Origin of the sequence: Peterkaempfera griseoplana, from assembly GCF_001418575.1 — a bacterium.
GTDB lineage: Bacteria > Actinomycetota > Actinomycetes > Streptomycetales > Streptomycetaceae > Peterkaempfera > Peterkaempfera griseoplana.
In genome coordinates, this window is sequence record NZ_LIQR01000118.1 from 1 (window position 1) to 16,787 (window position 16,787).

General features: G+C 72.5%; 13 protein-coding genes and 1 pseudogene. 11 read left to right on the forward strand and 3 right to left on the reverse strand.

What is annotated here, in order from left to right; all coding sequences use genetic code 11:
- Positions 1 to 151: 151 nt before the first annotated feature.
- The 3 genes from AOK09_RS10120 (at position 152) to AOK09_RS10130 (ending at position 4,901) form a co-directional block, all read left to right on the forward strand.
- Positions 152 to 1,999 carry a SpoIIE family protein phosphatase gene (locus AOK09_RS10120; RefSeq protein WP_055586805.1) on the forward strand — a complete coding sequence of 616 codons (1,848 nt, stop codon included), beginning with the start codon at positions 152 to 154 and terminating at the stop codon, positions 1,997 to 1,999.
- 223 nt (positions 2,000 to 2,222) lie between these two features.
- Positions 2,223 to 3,875 carry an RNA polymerase sigma factor gene (locus AOK09_RS10125; RefSeq protein WP_245687211.1) on the forward strand — a complete coding sequence of 551 codons (1,653 nt, stop codon included), beginning with the start codon at positions 2,223 to 2,225 and terminating at the stop codon, positions 3,873 to 3,875.
- Between the two features lie 156 nt (positions 3,876 to 4,031).
- On the forward strand, positions 4,032 to 4,901 hold the full coding sequence (locus AOK09_RS10130) for a S1 family serine peptidase (protein ID WP_245687212.1): 870 nt from the start codon (positions 4,032 to 4,034) through the stop codon (positions 4,899 to 4,901).
- Positions 4,902 to 5,115: 214 nt separating this feature from the next.
- Here the strand turns inward: AOK09_RS10130 and AOK09_RS10135 are convergent, their stop codons facing one another.
- The gene (locus AOK09_RS10135) at positions 5,116 to 5,346 is read right to left on the reverse strand and encodes a DUF7455 domain-containing protein (RefSeq protein ID WP_055586807.1); all 231 of its coding nucleotides are present in this window, start codon (positions 5,344 to 5,346) and stop codon (positions 5,116 to 5,118) included.
- 539 nt (positions 5,347 to 5,885) lie between these two features.
- Here AOK09_RS10135 and AOK09_RS10140 point away from each other — a divergent pair.
- From AOK09_RS10140 to AOK09_RS10165, 6 genes are all read left to right on the forward strand, one after another.
- The gene (locus tag AOK09_RS10140; RefSeq protein WP_055586808.1) at positions 5,886 to 7,994 is read left to right on the forward strand and encodes a DNA gyrase/topoisomerase IV subunit B; all 2,109 of its coding nucleotides are present in this window, start codon (positions 5,886 to 5,888) and stop codon (positions 7,992 to 7,994) included.
- A gap of 164 nt (positions 7,995 to 8,158) precedes the next feature.
- Complete coding sequence (locus tag AOK09_RS10145) at positions 8,159 to 8,647, forward strand: CcdC protein domain-containing protein (protein ID WP_055586809.1); 489 nt, start codon at positions 8,159 to 8,161, stop codon at positions 8,645 to 8,647.
- 85 nt (positions 8,648 to 8,732) lie between these two features.
- Positions 8,733 to 9,893 carry a histidine kinase gene (locus AOK09_RS10150; RefSeq protein ID WP_055586810.1) on the forward strand — a complete coding sequence of 387 codons (1,161 nt, stop codon included), beginning with the start codon at positions 8,733 to 8,735 and terminating at the stop codon, positions 9,891 to 9,893.
- Positions 9,863 to 10,642 (forward strand): response regulator transcription factor, encoded by a 780-nt coding sequence (locus tag AOK09_RS10155; protein WP_055586811.1) that lies wholly within the window; start codon positions 9,863 to 9,865, stop codon positions 10,640 to 10,642. The genes AOK09_RS10150 and AOK09_RS10155 overlap by 31 nt, the downstream gene beginning before the upstream one ends.
- A 158-nt stretch (positions 10,643 to 10,800) precedes the next feature.
- The gene (locus tag AOK09_RS10160) at positions 10,801 to 11,223 is read left to right on the forward strand and encodes a DUF485 domain-containing protein (protein WP_245687213.1); all 423 of its coding nucleotides are present in this window, start codon (positions 10,801 to 10,803) and stop codon (positions 11,221 to 11,223) included.
- Positions 11,220 to 12,854, forward strand: coding sequence for a solute symporter family protein (locus AOK09_RS10165; RefSeq protein WP_245687214.1), 1,635 nt, complete (start codon positions 11,220 to 11,222; stop codon positions 12,852 to 12,854). The genes AOK09_RS10160 and AOK09_RS10165 overlap by 4 nt, the downstream gene beginning before the upstream one ends.
- Positions 12,855 to 13,007: 153 nt before the next feature.
- Here AOK09_RS10165 and AOK09_RS10170 read toward each other — a convergent pair whose 3' ends face one another.
- Both AOK09_RS10170 and AOK09_RS10175 read right to left on the reverse strand, forming a co-directional pair.
- The gene (locus AOK09_RS10170) at positions 13,008 to 13,697 is read right to left on the reverse strand and encodes a response regulator (protein ID WP_055586813.1); all 690 of its coding nucleotides are present in this window, start codon (positions 13,695 to 13,697) and stop codon (positions 13,008 to 13,010) included.
- Positions 13,694 to 15,316, reverse strand: a complete 1,623-nt coding sequence (locus AOK09_RS10175) for a sensor histidine kinase (protein ID WP_063795911.1) — start codon at positions 15,314 to 15,316, stop codon at positions 13,694 to 13,696. The genes AOK09_RS10170 and AOK09_RS10175 overlap by 4 nt, the downstream gene beginning before the upstream one ends.
- Before the next feature lie 260 nt (positions 15,317 to 15,576).
- Between AOK09_RS10175 and AOK09_RS10180 the strand changes: the two genes are divergently transcribed.
- A complete protein-coding gene (locus tag AOK09_RS10180; protein ID WP_055586814.1) occupies positions 15,577 to 16,443 on the forward strand; it encodes an ABC transporter ATP-binding protein in 867 nt (288 codons plus the stop codon).
- Positions 16,433 to 16,787: pseudogene (locus tag AOK09_RS10185) on the forward strand (ABC transporter permease); the annotation flags it as partial. The gene AOK09_RS10180 and the pseudogene AOK09_RS10185, both read left to right, overlap by 11 nt.

The following is a 16,787-nucleotide window of genomic DNA, read 5'->3' on the forward strand; positions in this document are numbered from 1 at the left end:
GCCAGAAGGTGCCGGCCGACCGATGACAACAGGGCATGGACCGGGCACATACTGTGATGACGCGGGGGCGGGTCCCCGAGGCGCCCGGTCCGTCCGCCACGCCCCCAGGGGCGCGGCGGACGGACCATGACGAGGGGCGGTGACGACGGCAATGGCCGGTGACACACTCCACAGCCGGGACGGCGACGGCCTGGGCACCGCCCTCGCGGCTGCCCTGCTGGACCACCCCGAGGCGGCCTTCGTCCTGCTGGACGACCGGCTGCGGTTCTCCCGGGTCAGCCGCGGCTACACGACGCTGATCGGACTGCCGGCGCAGACCCTGATCGGCCGCCGCCCCTCCCAGGTGCTCCCCGCCCCCCACGGGCGCCGGGCCGAGCAGGCGGCGCGCCGCGCGATCGAGGGCTGCGCCCCGGCGAGCGAGGTGGCCCTGCTCCCCGGTCCGGACGGGCATCGCCGGCTGCGCTTCACCTGGCGCCCCGTGCCGGGGGCCGACGGCCGACCCGGCGCGGTGCTCTGCGTGGTCGTCGACGTCACCGAGGAGCATCGCGCCAGACAGCTGCTGCGCGAGGGGCAGTGGCGCACCGCCCGGCTGCAGGCGATGACCGACCAGCTGGCCGGCGCCCTGGCCGCGGACGACGTCGCGCGCACGGTGGACGCCCTGGGCCGCAGCATCGGTGCGGAGCGTACGGAGCTCCATCTGCTGGACGCCCGACTGCAGCGTTTCCCCTGGCCGGATCTGCCCGCCGACGAGCCGGGCCAGACCCCTCGGATGGTGCCCGACGAGTGGTCCGAGGCGCTGGCGGCGACCGTGCGGGACGGCCGGGCCCGCTACTTCCCCGCAGGCCTCCCCGAGCCGGAGGCGGGTCCGGCCGAGGCGGGTGGCGGCGGCCGGGCCCGGCTGGGACCGCCGCGCACCGCCCCCGACCGGGGCGCCCACCCCGCCGGGCCGCCGACGGCGGCGCCGGACCAGCCGTCCGGGATCCCGGGTCAGTCCAGGGACCCGGCGGCGGCCCCGCGGGAGGTGAAGGCCGCACGCGCGGGCGTGCGCTCCTGGGCTGTGCTCCCGCTGGTCGCCTCCGGGGCTCCGCTCGGCGGTCTGCGACTGGTCTTCGAGGGCGAGCACCGCTTCGACGCCGACGACCGGGCCTTCCTGGACGCCCTGGCGGGCCAGTGCGCGCTCGCCGTCGAGCGCTCCTGGCTCTACGAGCGTGAGCGCCAGGCGGCCCTCAGCCTGCAGCGCAGTCTGCTGCCCCGCCGGCTGCCGGCGGTCCGGGGGGTCGAGGCGGGCTATCGCTACCTGCCGGGCGCCCCGGGCACCGAGGTCGGCGGCGACTGGTACGACTGCTTCCAACTGCCTGACGACCGGGTCGCGATGGTGGTCGGCGATGTGATCGGCAAGGGGCTGACCGCGGCCGCGGGCATGGGCCGGGTCCGCAGCGCGCTGCGGGCGCTGGCCTTCACCGATCCCGAGCCGGCGGCGGTGCTGGCCGGACTCGACCGGCTCTTCACCGCCACCGAGGACGACGAGTCGCTCACCACAGTCCTCTACGGGGTGCTCGACCCGGCCACCGGTGAACTCGCCATCGGGGACGCCGGCCATCTGCCGGCCCTGGTGGTCTCCGTGGACGGTCGCGCCAGGCTGGTGGACGCGGGCCCCGCGGCCACTCCGCTGGGCATCGCGGAGCCGCGCGTGCAGCGCGTGGTGCGGCTGGATCCCGGGGACATCGTGGTCGGTTTCTCCGACGGTCTGGTGGAGACCAGGACCCGGGGTCTGCAGCAGGGACTGGACCTGCTGCTGGAGCTGGCCGGGGGCCGCCCCGCCGGCGACGGCGGATTGCAGGCGCTGCTGGGTACCCTGGTCTCCGGCATGCTCGCGGGGCAGGAGCGCAATGACGATGTCACTGTGCTGGGAGTGCGGATCGCAGCGGCCGAAGCGGGCCCGCGAGGGCCGTCTTCGGCCAGTGTGACCCGCGCCACGAAGGGCATGCGTAACACTTGAGTCTGCGCAGCGATGTCTACGGAGGCGGAAGCAGCTCCGGAACACGGGCGGCATGTCAGAATGGTGTGTTGCCCTGCGGTGGTGTCTCCGTCCCGCAAACCCAGCCGTGAAGCCCGAACCCGACCCGCACCGTCGCGCGCCTGCCGCGCTCCCGGTACTCCTCCAGCCCATCGGGCGGGAGGCGGAGCCGGCTTCCCGTCCACTCACGTCCGAGAGGTTGTTCGTGTCGGCCAGCACATCCCGTTCGCTCCCACCCGAGATCGCCGAGTCCGCCGCTCTCATGGCGCTCATCGAGCGGGGCAAGGCCCAGGGGCAGATCGCCGGTGACGACGTGCGTCAGGCCTTCGAGGCGGACCAGATCCCGGTCACCAAGTGGAAGAACGTCATGCGCAGCCTCAACCAGGTCCTCATTGAGGAAGGGGTGGACCTGATGGTCAGTGCGGCGGACCCGTCCGCCTCCAAGCGCACCCGTAAGAGCGTGGCGGCCAAGAGCACCGCGAAGCGCACGGCGACCAAGACGGTCACCACCACGCGCACCGTGGCCGCACCGCAGGCTTCCCCCGTGCGGCCGGTCCCGGCCCGTACGGCCGTGGCGGCCGCCGCTGTGGCCCCGCTGGCCGTCGCCGCGGACGCCGTCGCGTCGCTGGAGACGGTCGAGGTGGTCGAGATGGTCGAGGACGCGGGGGCTGCGGCCGCCAAGAAGATCGCCGCACCGGCCAAGAAGGCCGCCGCCAAGAAGATCGCCGCACCGGCCAAGAAGACCGCCGCCAAGAAGACCGCCGCCAAGGCCGGCGGGAAGAAGGGCGACGACGACCTCGCCGGCGAGGACGAGCTGGTCGAGGATGTCGCGGCGCCGGGTGCCAAGGGCGACGGTGAGCCCACCGGCCCCGAGGAGGAGTCCGAGGGCTTTGTGCTCTCCGACGAGGACGAGGACGACGCCCCGGCACAGCAGGTCGCCGCGGCCGGCGCCACGGCCGACCCGGTCAAGGACTACCTCAAGCAGATCGGCAAGGTGCCGCTGCTCAACGCCGAGCAGGAGGTGGAGCTCGCCAAGCGGATCGAGGCCGGCCTCTTCGCCGAGGACAAGCTCGGCAACGGCGACAAGCTCGCTCCCAAGCTCAAGCGCGAGCTGGAGATCATCGCCGAGGACGGCCGCCGGGCCAAGAACCACCTGCTGGAGGCCAACCTCCGTCTGGTGGTCTCGCTGGCCAAGCGCTACACCGGCCGCGGCATGCTCTTCCTGGACCTGATCCAGGAGGGGAACCTGGGTCTGATCCGTGCGGTCGAGAAGTTCGACTACACCAAGGGCTACAAGTTCTCCACCTATGCCACCTGGTGGATCCGTCAGGCGATCACCCGTGCCATGGCGGACCAGGCCCGGACCATCCGCATCCCGGTGCACATGGTCGAGGTCATCAACAAGCTCGCCCGGGTGCAGCGCCAGATGCTCCAGGACCTGGGCCGTGAGCCCACTCCGGAGGAGCTGGCCAAGGAGCTCGACATGACCCCGGAGAAGGTCATCGAGGTCCAGAAGTACGGCCGGGAGCCCATCTCGCTGCACACCCCGCTCGGCGAGGACGGCGACAGTGAGTTCGGTGACCTGATCGAGGACTCCGAGGCGGTCGTCCCGGCGGACGCGGTCAGCTTCACCCTGCTCCAGGAGCAGCTGCACTCGGTGCTGGACACCTTGAGCGAGCGCGAGGCCGGCGTGGTCTCGATGCGCTTCGGTCTGACCGACGGCCAGCCGAAGACGCTGGACGAGATCGGCAAGGTCTACGGGGTGACCCGTGAGCGCATCCGTCAGATCGAGTCCAAGACCATGTCGAAGCTGCGCCACCCGTCGCGCTCGCAGGTCCTGCGCGACTACCTGGACTGAGCCGGACGGTTGCTTTCCCGAAGGGCCCGGAGCTGTTGCTCCGGGCCCTTCGGCTGTCCCTCGGAAGGGTTGTTCCGCCGCGCGGCCCGGCACTCCTGGTATTCAGTCAATTACTCTGTGTCGGTTGCCTGTCGCAGACCCTCCAGGAGGACACCGGTGCTGGTCAACCGTCGAGTGCGGGCTGCCGCGCCACCGCGTCGTGGGGCTTTCCTGGCCCTGCTGGCCCTCGCCCCGCTGGCGGTGGCGACCGCTGCGCCGGGCGCCGCCCAGTCGGCGCAGGCCGCCCAGGCCGAGCGGAGGGTGGTCGGCGGGGCTGCCGACTCCACCGACCAGCACCCGTGGGTGGTGGCGCTGTCCAGCAGGCCCCAGTTCGGCCTGCTGCGCTCCGGCCAGTTCTGCGGCGGTGCGCTGGTGACCCCCACCAAGGTGGTCACTGCCGCCCACTGCTTCTACGACGAGACCACCGGCCTGCGTACGGACCGTCCGGAGCTGAGGGCCATCGTGGGCCGTACCGACATCACCGGGGACGAGGGCCAGGAGGTCCAGGTCCAGGACGTGTGGATCGAGCCGGACTACTCCTTCCAGGACAACACCGGCGATGTGGCGGTGGTCACACTGGCGCAACCGCAGACCGGCCGTACCACCCTGCCGCTGGTGTCCCCCGGCGACGCCCGCCCCTACCGGGCCGGCACCGAGGCCACCGTCTTCGGCTGGGGTGACACCACGGGTGCGGGCCGCTACGCGGCGCGGCTGCGCTCGGTGCGGGTGCCCATTCTGGACAACGCCGTGTGCTCGGCCGACTACCCCGGCGGTCCCGGCGGACGGTTCGACCCCACGGCCATGGTGTGCGCCGGGGAGCGCTATGGCGGGCGCGACGCCTGTCAGGGCGACAGCGGCGGCCCCATGGTGGTCAGGGGGCGCCTGGTGGGACTGGTCTCCTGGGGTACGGGCTGTGCCCAGCCGGGGCATCCGGGGGTGTACACGCGCCTCGCCGCCTTCGCCGATCTGGTGCGGCGGCAGCTCTGAAGCGCGACCGGGGGATGGCGGGTGCGAGGCGCGACTTCGGGGCGGCGGCTGTGCGGGGGCGACTCTGAGTCGCCGTCAATGCACCCATGGTGTGCGCCCTCAGGGCCGATGTGGGGTACGGCACAGCAAAAACCGGGTGGCGGACCGTGGAACGGTCCGCCACCCGGTCACCGGCCTGTGCCGGCCTCAGCTCGTCGGTGGTGTCTTGCTCGTGTCAGCGCTCCTCAGGGGAGGCCGTGGCGGCGGTCGCGCTCAGCCGACCGGTCTCGTCCTGTATCTCCACGGCGATCTTCTTGAGCTCCGGCTCGAACTTCCGCCCGTGGTGGGCACAGAAGAGCAGCTCGCCGCCACTGGCCAGCACGACGCGCAGGTAGGCCTGGGCGCCGCAACGGTCGCAACGGTCGGCCGCGGTGAGCGGACTCGCGGGGGTCAGAACAGTAGTCACGTCGCCTCTTCTCTAGCTCGACGAGCTGTCGTACCAGGGTCAACATCCAACCAGGCCGAATTCGTTCCCGCTCACAGCTTTTCTTTCTGCTGCATTTTGATCGCTGTGGGTAGGTTCAGCCGGTCCCGGCCGGGTGACCGGTTGGCGGCGGACGGTGGCGGCCTCTTCGTCGCCGGTTCGCCTGTTTGCCGTTGTGGAGTTTCCGTTGTGTTGGTGAGGACGTGCCCCGGGCGCGGACGGTTCATGCGTACCGGTACCCGTGACGTGTCTATCACTCGAACGTGTTATCGAACTCCTGTCCGAGGTGCGCGTAGCATAGAACGGACGGGGGTTGGAGCATAAGCCCCGGCTCGCGCACCGGTAGCCTGCATCTCAGCAGTGCGGTCGTCCTAGGCTGGCCCCGGCAGCGGCCAATGCCGGTGCTGCGCAACGTGTTCCGGGCAGACGCAACCTCAAGTCCGTGTTCGCGCAGCGCGTACAGCCCCGGCGTCCGGACCGGAACCGCACCATGACACAGACGGATTGAGGAGTAGCACCGCGTGACCGCCGAAACGACCGTGCCGACCGCCCTGCTCGGCGACGACGGCTCCAACTACACCGCGCGGCACCTGCTCGTCCTCGAGGGGCTCGAGGCGGTCCGCAAGCGCCCCGGCATGTACATCGGCTCCACCGACAGCCGTGGACTGATGCACTGCCTGTGGGAGATCATCGACAACTCCGTGGACGAGGCCCTCGGCGGCCACTGCGACCACATCGAGGTGGTGCTGCACGACGACGGCTCGGTGGAGGTCCGCGACAACGGCCGAGGCATCCCGGTCGACGTCGAGCCCAAGACCGGCCTCTCCGGGGTCGAGGTCGTGATGACCAAGCTGCACGCCGGAGGCAAGTTCGGCGGCGGCTCCTACGCGGCCTCCGGCGGCCTGCACGGCGTCGGCGCCTCCGTGGTCAACGCCCTCTCCGCCCGGCTGGACGTCGAGGTGGACCGCGGCGGCCACACCCACGCCATCAGCTTCCGCCGCGGCACCCCCGGGCTGTTCACCGAGCTCTCCCCGGACGCCCCCTTCGAGCCCGGCAGCGGCCTCGCCAAGATGCGCAAGGTGCCCCGCACCCGCACCGGCACCCGGATCCGCTACTGGGCGGACCGGCAGATCTTCCTGAAGGACGCCAGGCTCTCCCTGGAGCACCTGCACAACCGCGCCCGGCAGACCGCCTTCCTGGTCCCCGGCCTCACCATCGTGGTCCGCGACGAGCGGATGCTGGACACCGACCAGGTGGACGAGCAGGTCTTCCGCTTCGACGGCGGCATCGGCGAGTTCTGCGAGTTCCTGGCCCCGGACAAGGCGGTCAGCGATGTGCTGCGGCTCTCCGGCGCCGGCACCTTCAAGGAGACCGTCCCGGTCCTGGACGACCGCGGCCACATGACCCCCACCGAGGTCACCCGCGACCTGGGCGTGGACATTGCGATGCGCTGGGGCACCGGCTACGACACCACCCTGCGGTCCTTCGTCAACATCATCGCCACCCCCAAGGGCGGCACCCACGTCAGCGGCTTCGAGCGCTCCCTGACCAAGACGCTCAACGAGGTGCTGCGTTCCGCCAAGCTGCTGCGCGTCGCCGAGGACGACATCACCAAGGACGACGCCACCGAGGGCCTCACGGCGGTGGTCACCGTGCGGCTGGCGGAGCCCCAGTTCGAGGGTCAGACCAAGGAGGTGCTGGGCACCTCGGCGGCCTCCCGGATCGTCGCCGCCGTGGTCGCCAAGGAGCTCAAGGCCTTTCTGACCTCCTCCAAGCGCGACGAGAAGCAGCAGGCCCGCTCGGTGATGGAGAAGGTGGTCGCCGCGGCCCGCACCCGCGTCGCCGCCCGTCAGCACAAGGAGGCACAGCGCCGCAAGACCGCGCTGGAGACCTCCTCGCTGCCGGCCAAGCTCGCCGACTGCCGCAGCGACGACGTGGACCGCAGCGAGCTCTTCATCGTCGAGGGCGACTCCGCGCTCGGCACCGCCAAGCTGGCGCGCAACTCCGAGTTCCAGGCGCTGCTGCCGATCCGGGGCAAGATCCTCAATGTGCAGAAGGCCTCGGTCGCCGACATGCTCAAGAACGCCGAGTGCGCCTCGATCATCCAGGTGATAGGAGCGGGCTCGGGCCGCACCTTCGACATCGACCAGGCCCGCTACGGCAAGATCGTGCTGCTCGCGGACGCCGATGTGGACGGTGCCCACATCCGCACCCTGCTGCTCACCCTCTTCCAGCGCTACATGCGGCCCATGGTCGAGGCCGGCCGGGTGTTCGCCGCGGTCCCGCCGCTGCACCGCATCGAGCTCACCAACCCCAAGCGCGGTCAGGACAAGTACCTCTACACCTACTCCGACCAGGAGCTGCGTTCGCTGTTGCTGGAGCTCCAGCGCAAGGGGCAGCGGTGGAAGGAGCCGGTCCAGCGGTACAAGGGCCTCGGCGAGATGGACGCTGACCAGCTGGCGGAGACCACCCTGGACCCCCGCCACCGCACCCTGCGCCGGATCAACCTCGGCGATCTGGAGGCCGCCGAGAGCGTCTTCGATCTGCTGATGGGCAATGACGTGGCGCCCCGCAAGAAGTTCATCGTGGACTCCGCCGCCACCATGGACCGCTCCCGCATCGACGCCTGAGGCGGCGCCGGCCGGCGACACCGGCCGCCGCGGCGGTCTCTCCACCCGCGGGTGGAGAGACCGCCGCGGACCGCTTCCACCCGGACCTCCACCGCTGCTCCGAGGCTGCGGCCGCGCCTGATCCGTAGCGTCGGCCGTGTGCAGTCCCGACACGGAGAGGTCCCATGAGCGGCAGCGTCATCGATGTGCTGACCCCCGTCGCGGCGGTGGTCCTGGTACTGGTCCGGCAGTTCCGGGCCCGGCAGGTCGGCGAGGACCGCAGAGTCTGGTTGATACCCCTGGTCCTGGCGGTCCTCGCCTTCCGGGACCCCCAGCTGATCGACCCGGCGCACCGGACGGCGGCGGTCGCCCTGCTGTCGGGGGAGATGCTGCTCGCGGCGGCGTCCGGCTGCGCATGGGCCTGGACCACCCGCATCTGGCGGGCGGCCGACGGCACCGTCTGGGCCAAGGGCACCTGGGCGTCCTTTGCGGCCTGGGCCGGGATGGTGGTGGTGCGCATCGGCCTCTTCGGCCTGGGCCACGCCCTCGGCGTGCACCAGAGCAGCGCCGGGCTGCTGCTCTCCGTCGCGGCGATGCTGCTGGTCAGGGGGGCCCTGGTGAGCTGGCGGGCCGGTAACCTCGAACCGTCGTACCGTGTCCCTGCTGCGGGCTGAGCGCGGTCCCGCCGCACCACCGCGACCGGTGCGCGGGGCGGCCCCGGAACCCGGCCGGGCGGGCCCGGCGGCGGAAGGACTGCGGGTGGCGTGGGAAGCATGGACCAGCTGGCCCTCCCGGGAGGCACTGAGCCGGGAGGGCGCCGGTCGTACCCGCGCCAGGATCGGGGTCGCGGTGCGGGTCGCGGTCGCGGTGGCCCTGGTCTCCGCCACGTTCGGCACCGGGCGTTTCACCGGCTGGGCGGCGCTCGGCATGGCGCTGGCCCTGGTGGTGGTGGGCTTCGCCCTGCACGCCTTCCATCGGGTGACCCTGGAGCACCGGCTGCCGGCCGCGCTGGGGCAGCTGGCCGTGTTCATCGCCGCGGGCTTCGGCGCCCGGGTCGTGGACGCGCCGGTGATGGCCACCATCCTGTGGTGCGGAGTGGCGGTCACCGCGATGCAGCGGCTTCCGCTGGCCGCTGCGGTCTCCGGCTGTCTGGCGGCCCTCGGCTGCTATGCCGCGGTCAGCCGGGACGGCTGGCTGGCCACCGGCGCCACCGCGGTCGGCCTGGCGCTGCTCGGCTATCTGCTGAGGCTGGACGCGGAGGCCCGCGGCACCGCGCAGCGGCTGCTGGCGCAGGAGAGGGTCGCCCGGAGCGCGGAGGCGGAGACCGCGGCCCTGGCGGAGCGGGCCAGGATCGCCCGGGAGATCCACGACGTCCTGGCGCACAGCCTCTCGGCGCAGCTGGTGCACCTGGAGGCGGCCCGGCTGATGCTGGACTCCGGAACCGCCCCGGAGCAGGTACGGGAACGGGTGGTGGCGGCCCGCCGGATGGCCCTGGAGGGACTGACCGAGACCCGGCAGGCGCTCTCCGCGCTGCGGGGCGAGTTCACACCGGTGGGGGAGTTCCTGGCCGCTCTGGCCGCTGCCGAGGGCGCCCGGCTGGAGGTCGAGGGCGTGGCCCGTCCGCTGGCCGCCGATGCCGGGCTGGCGGTGCGGCGTACCGCTCAGGAGGCGGTCACCAATGTGCGCAAGCACGCCGCCGGCGCAGGCTGTGTGCTGCGGCTGCGTTATCTGGAACACATGGTGGAGCTGGAGGTGCGCAACACCCGGACCGGGCGCCGGGAGGGCCTGTCCGAGCTGGCGGCCAGCGGTTCCGGGTACGGTCTGCTGGGGATGCGGGAGCGCGCCGAACTCCTCGGCGGCACCCTGGAGTCGGGCCCCGACGAGGGAGGATGGCGAGTGCGGCTGCGAGTGCCGGCGTGACCGGGCGGGCGGTGCGGGTGCTGGTCGCGGACGACCAGACGGTGGTCCGCGAGGGGATCGTGATGCTGCTGGGGCTGCTGCCCGGTATCGAGGTGGTGGGCTCTGCCGGGGACGGCGAAGAAGCCGTCCGGCTGGTCGCGGAGCGTGCGCCGGACGTGGTCCTGATGGATCTGCGGATGCCCCGTTGCGACGGGGTGGAGGCGACCCGGCGGATCCGGGCGGACCATCCGGGCACCGAGGTGGTGGTCCTCACCACCTATGCCGACGACGACTCCCTCTTCCCCGCCCTGCGGGCCGGCGCACGCGGCTATCTCACCAAGGACGCGGGCGGCGAGGAGATCGCCAGGGCGATCGCCGACGTGTGTTCGGGGGCCGCCGGTCTCTCCCCGCAGGTGCAGCGGAGGCTGCTGGAGAGGCTTGCCGAGGGCGGCCCCGCACCCGGCGGCCCCGCCTCGAACCCGGCACCGTCCGCCCCCGGCCCGCTCGGCTCCGCACCGCTCGGCCCTGGTCCGCTCGCCCCGGAGGCGGGGTCCGCGCCGGCGCTGCCCGACGGCCTCACCGCCCGCGAGGCGGAGGTGCTGGCGCTGATCGCGGAGGGCTTCTCCAACCCGGAGATCGCGGCGGAGCTGTTCGTCAGCGTGGCCACGGTGAAGACGCACATCAACAACCTCTTCGCCAAGACCGGGGTCCGCGACCGCGCCCAGGCGGTGGGCTACGCCTATCGGCACGGCATCTCCCGGCAGCCCTGAGGCCACCCGGCACCCCGCCTGCTGACTCTCTGTCACCGAGCCTTCACCGGATGGAGTGAACATAGCTGCTGCCGTCCGCGCAGGCGTACGCGGGCGGCCACCCTGGATGGGGCAGGGTGCCCGCAGCCGGCGGTGCGCCCGACTCAGGGAGCGCTCCGTTGAACAGACCGTTGAGCCAGCAGGATCCAGCGGCCCCGGCCGAGCCGGCGGGCGGGTTCGACTGGTGGGGTGGTACGGCCCCCGCCGAGCGGCCCGCACCGCATCCCGCACCGGCCGAGGTGTACCGGGCGGTCCAGCGCAGTGAGGCGTTCCAGCGGATCCGCCGGGCCCACCGGGGGTTCGTCCTCCCGATGTCCGCGCTCTTCCTCGGGTGGTACGTGGCCTTTCTGGTCGCCGCCACCACGGCACCGGAGCTGATGCGCCAGCAGGTGGCGGGCCCGCTCAATCTGGCCTGGCTGCTGGGGCTGCTCCAGTTCGCCTCCACCTTCGTGATCACCTGGCTGTACGGGCGCAACGCCCGCGCCAAGCGCGACCGGGCCGCCCTCGGTCTGCGCTGGGACACCCAGGACCAGCTCCGGTGAGCGGCCGCACCCCTCTCGCCGTCGCGGCGCCGACCGCCCAGCACCACGGGCTGGCCACCGCCCTGTTCGCCGTGGTGGTGCTGATCACCCTGGCGATCACCCTGTGGGCCGGCCGCCGCACCCGTGCCGCCGAGGACTTCTACACCGGCGGCCGCACCTTCTCCCCCCTGCAGAACGGATTCGCCGTCTCCGGCGACTATCTCTCCGCCGCCTCCTTCCTGGGGGTCACCGGACTGATCGCGCTCTACGGCTACGACGGCCTGCTCTACACCATCGGTTTCTTGGTGGCCTGGCTGGTGGTGCTGATGCTGGTCGCCGAGCTGGTCCGCAACGCCGGGCGCTACACCCTGGCCGACGTCCTGGCCGTACGGATGCGGGAACGCCCCGTCCGGGCCGCCGCGGGCACCGCCGGTATGGCCGTCAGCCTGCTCTACCTGGTCGCCCAGATGGTCGGCGCGGGCAGCCTGGTCTCCCTGCTGTTGGGCACCGCCGACGGCCCGGCCAGGAGCTGGACCATCGTCGGGGTGGGGGCCCTGATGGTGCTCTATGTGACCGTCGGCGGCATGAGGGCCACCACCTGGATCCAGATCGTCAAGGCGGTGCTGCTGCTCTGCGGTACGGCGCTGCTCACCGTGCTGGTCCTGGTCCGCTTCCGCGGCGACCCCGGCGAGTTGATGCGGGCCGCCGCCCGCGGCAGTGGCGTCGGCACCGCCTACCTGGAGCCGGGCCTGAAGTACGGCCTCGGCCTCGTCAACCGGCTGGACTTCATCAGCCTGGGCCTCGCCCTGGTCCTGGGCACCGCCGGCCTCCCGCACATCCTCGCCCGCTTCTACACCGTGCCCACCGCCCGGGCCGCCCGCCGCTCCGCGGTCTGGTCGATCGGCCTGGTGGGCTGCTTCTACCTGATGACGATCGTGCTGGGCCTCGGCGCGGCCGCGATCGTGGGCTCCGCCGCCGTGCAGGCCGACAACCCTTCGGGCAACACCGCCGTCCCGCTGCTGGCGCTGGACCTGGGCGGCGGCGCCGACAGTACGGGCGGTCTGGTGCTCTTCGCCGTGATCTCAGCCGTGGCCTTCGCCACCATCCTTGCCGTGGTCGCCGGGCTCACCCTTGCCTCATCGGTCTCCTTCGCCCATGACATCTACGCCAGGGCACTGCGGCGGTCCGACGAGCGGCCGGTGACGGAGCGTCAGGAGCTGTCCGCAGCCAGGGGCGCGGCAGTGGTCGTCGGCGCGCTGGCCATCGCGCTCTCGCTCTTCGCCCAGAAGCTCAATGTCGCCTCCCTGGTCGGCCTGGCGTTCGCCGTCGCAGCCTCCGCCAATCTCCCGACGCTGCTCTATGCCCTCTTCTGGCGGCGCTTCACCACCCGGGGCACCGTCTGGGCGCTGTGGGGCGGACTGCTCTCTGCCCTGGTGCTGGTGGTGTTCTCCCCGGTGGTGTCCGGGTCCCCGGGTTCCATCGTCACCGCTGTCGACTTCCACTGGTTCCCGCTGGAGAATCCCGGACTGGTCTCCATTCCCTTCGGCTTCCTGGCCGGCTGGCTGGGCACCCTCACATCCCGTACACCGGCAGACCCGGACCGCTATGCCGAACTGGAGGTCCGCGCCCTCACCGGCACCGGCGCCGTGTGACCGGACCCCCGTCCGGAGCCGGCTGTTCCCCCGGGACCCCTCAGGAGGCGTCGTCCCGAAGGCGCATCGGGGCGTGCCGGTCGCGGCCACCCGACCCTCCCGGCGCGGGCCACTGCGGCACGTCCGCCACTGCGGCCACGCCGGTCACCACGGTCACGGGCGCCGGACGGGCAGGCCGTAGAGGTGCTCGGGGCGGCCGGTGTCGCCGTACCGCAGGGTGAGCTGGAGCCGGCCGTCACGCTCCAGCTGCTTGAGGTACCGCTGCGCCGTGGAGCGGCTGAGACCGGTCACCTCGGCCACCTCCTGCGCCGAGACCGGTCGGCCGGACTCCCGGAGCATCCGCAGCACCAGGTGCGCGGTGGGCGCCGAGTGGCCCTTGGGCAGGGTGGCGGAGGGGCCGGCGGCGCGCCGCAGCGCCCCGTACAGCCGGTCGACCTCCTCCTGCCCGGCCTCCTGGGCGGACCCGGCCAGGGCCCGCCGCAGCTCCGCATAGGCGGTCAGCTTCTCCCGCAGCCCGGCGAAGGTGAAGGGCTTCACCAGGTACTGCAGCGCCCCGTGCTGCATGGCCGCGTGCACGGTGGAGACGTCGCGGGCCGCGGTGACCATCACCACGTCCCCGTGCAGCCGCCGGTCCCGCATCCGGCGCACCAGCTCCAGTCCGGTCTCGTCCGGCAGGTAGTGGTCCAGCAGCACCAGGTCGACGGGGTGGCGCTCCAGCGCCGCCAGTGCCTCCCCGGCGCTGTGCGCCTTGGCGACCACCCGGAAGCCGGGCACCTTGGCGACATAGGCGGCATGGACCTCGGCGACTCTGAAGTCGTCGTCCACGACCAGTACGTCGATCATCGTGCGGCCTCCACTGGCGGGTTGGCGACGGCTCCGGCAGGGACGGGATGCAGCGCCTCGGGCAGTTCCACCGTGAACTCCGCGCCGCCGAGCGGTCCGTCGCCCACCGTGATCCGGCCTCCGGCCCGCTCCACCAGGCGCCGTACCAGGGCCAGGCCGAGCCCGCGCGGGCGGTGCCCAGGGGCCTTCTTGGTGGTCCAGCCCTCGGCGAAGACCGTCTCACGCAGCGCGGGCGCCACCCCGGGCCCGTTGTCGGCGACCCGCGCCAGCACGGTGCTGCCGTCGGTGGTGAGGCTGACGGTCACCGCCGGCCGCCCGGCCCCGCCGGCGGCGTCCAGGGCGTTGTCCACCAGGTTGCCCACGACGGTGACCAGCAGCCGGGTGTCCACGACGGCGTCCGGGAGATGGCTGCCTGCGGTGATGGTGAGGGCCGCGCCCCGTTCGGCGGCCACCGCGGTCTTGCCCGCCAGCAGGGCGGCCAGATGCGGGTCCTGGACCTGTTCGGCGATCCGCTCGGCGGCGGCGCGGGCGGAGCCGGACGCCTCGGTGATGAACTCGACCGCCTGCCGGTGCATGCCCAGCTCCAGCAGGCCCAGGAGGGTGTGCATCCGGTTGGCGTGCTCGTGGTCCTGGGCGCGCAGCGCATCGGTGAGCCCCCGCGTGGTGTCCAGCTCGCGCACCAGTTCCTCCAGCTCGGTGCGGTCCCGCAGGGTGACCACGGCGCCTCCGTCGGCGGTGGCCATCCGGTTGACCACCAGGACCCGGTCGTCGCGGACGGCGGGCAGGTCCTCGCCCAGGCTGCGGCCGGTGAGGGCGTCCGCCAGCCGGCCGGGCGGCAGCGCGTCGTCCACCAGCATCCCGGTGGCGTCCTCGGGCAGCGCCAGCAGCCGTATCGCCTCGTCGTTGGCGAGCCGGATCCGGCCGCGCCGGTCGAGGGCGATCATGCCCTCGCGGATGGAGTGCAGCATGGCCTCCCGCTCCACCAGCAGCGCGGAGATGTCCGCGACGGCGATGTTGTGGGTGCGCCGCTTCAGCCGGCGGGCCAGCAGCAGGGTCACCAGGGTGCCTGCGGCCAGTCCGGCCGCGGAGCAGAGCAGGATGCCGGTGATCATGGAGGCCAGCCGGCTGCGGATGGAGCCGTCGTCGATGCCGACCGACACCTCTCCCACGATCCGCCCGTCGGCGAGCCGCAGCGGCACCTTGCCCCGGGCACTGAGGCCCAGCGTGCCGTGCTGGATGGCGGTGACGGTCTGACCGCGCAGGGCCGGTCCGGGGTCGGTGCTGACCCGCTGCCCGATCCGGTCGGGGTCGGTGTGCGACAGCCGTACGCCGTGGTCGTCGGTGATCACCACAAAGCTGGCGCCGGTGGCGAGGCGGATGTGCTCGGCCGCCGGCTGGACGCGGGCCGAGTCGCGGGCCGCCGCGGCCAGCGCCAGATCGCGGTCGGTGGCGGTGACCTGGGCGATGGCCAGTGCCCGCTGCATGGCGGCGCGGTCCAGCTCCGCGCTGACCGGGGCCAGGAAGAGCCCGGCGGTGAGGGCGGTGACGCCGACCGTGACCACGGTCTGGCTCAGCAGCAGCTGGGCGAAGACCCGGCGGGGCCAGTGCGGTCGTCTCATCGCGTCTCCCTTCCCTGTCGCCGCTCGTATCCGGATCGCTCCCCTCCGCTTCATGGCTGCGGGATCGGCCGCCACCTTATGTTTCCGCGGCGTTTCCGGCCAGGGGCTCCCCGCTGTTGTAGCGCAGGCAAAACGAGCAGAACAGTCCCGAACGCCCAGAACCCGCAGTACGCCCGCAAGGCTGACGCGGCTCCCGCACCCGCTCCTAACCTCCCCTCGACAGCGATTCCCGGCGGTGGCGCCGGGGCCGGAGGTGGTACATGAGCAGCGCGAAGGAACCCGGTTCGCCGGGCGGTGGCGCGGCGGCCGGGCACGACGCCGACGGCGTCCCGGCGATCGAGCTGGTCGGTGCGACCAAGCGGTTCCGCACCCCGTCGGGCGGCGTCCACACAGCCGTCCGCGACCTGGACCTCACGGTCCGGCAGGGCGAGTTCGTCGCCGTGGTCGGTCCGACCGGCTGTGGCAAGTCCACCACGCTCACCCTGGTCAGCGGCCTGGAGGAGCCCAGCGAGGGCGAGGTACGGGTGCAGGGGGCGCCCGTGGACGGCATCGGCCGCGAGGTCGGCTTCGTCTTCCAGCAGGACGCCGTCTTCCCCTGGCGCACCGTGCTGTCCAACGTCATGGCCGGCCCGCGCTTCCGTGGCACCCCGGCCGCCGAGGCCCGGGAGCGGGCCCGGGAGTGGCTGGCCCGGGTGGGCCTGGCCGCGTTCGAGGACCGCTATCCGCACCAGCTCTCGGGCGGGATGCGCAAGCGGGTCGCGCTGGCCCAGACCTTTGTCAACGACCCCGGGATCCTGCTGATGGACGAGCCCTTCTCGGCGCTGGACGTCCAGACCAGGGCCCTGATGTCCGACCAGCTGCTGGAACTGTGGGCGGGCACCGGCTCCTCGGTGGTCTTCGTCACCCACGACCTGGAGGAGGCCATCGCGCTGGCCGACCGGGTGGTGGTGATGACCGCGGGGCCGGCCACCGTCAAGCAGGTCTTCGACATCGACCTGCCGCGTCCGCGCACCGTCGAGGCGGTGCGCCTGGAGCCGCGGTTCATCGAGATCTACCGGGAGATCTGGGCCTCGCTCGGCGAAGAGGTGCGCATCACCCGCGAGAGAGGAGCGGGCAATGCCGCTTGAGACAGCACCCGCCGGTACGGTCCCGGTCCAGAAGGACACCGGAGGGGCCACGGCACGCACCGAGGCCCGCGAGCGGGCCGCCCGCAACCGCCGGATGGGCGTCTACGCGGCCAGGATCGCGGTGCTGGCAGGCGTGCTGGGCCTGTGGGAGGTGTTCGCCAGGACCGGCGTCATCGACTCCTTCAACTTCTCCATGCCGTCGAAGATCTGGGACCAGATCTGGCAGTGGATCACCCATGGCACCGCGCAGGGATCCCTGGGCGAGCAGATCGGCTACACCCTCTACGAGGCACTGCTGGGCTGGGCGGTGGGCGTGGTCTGCGGCGTGGTGCTGGGCATCGCGC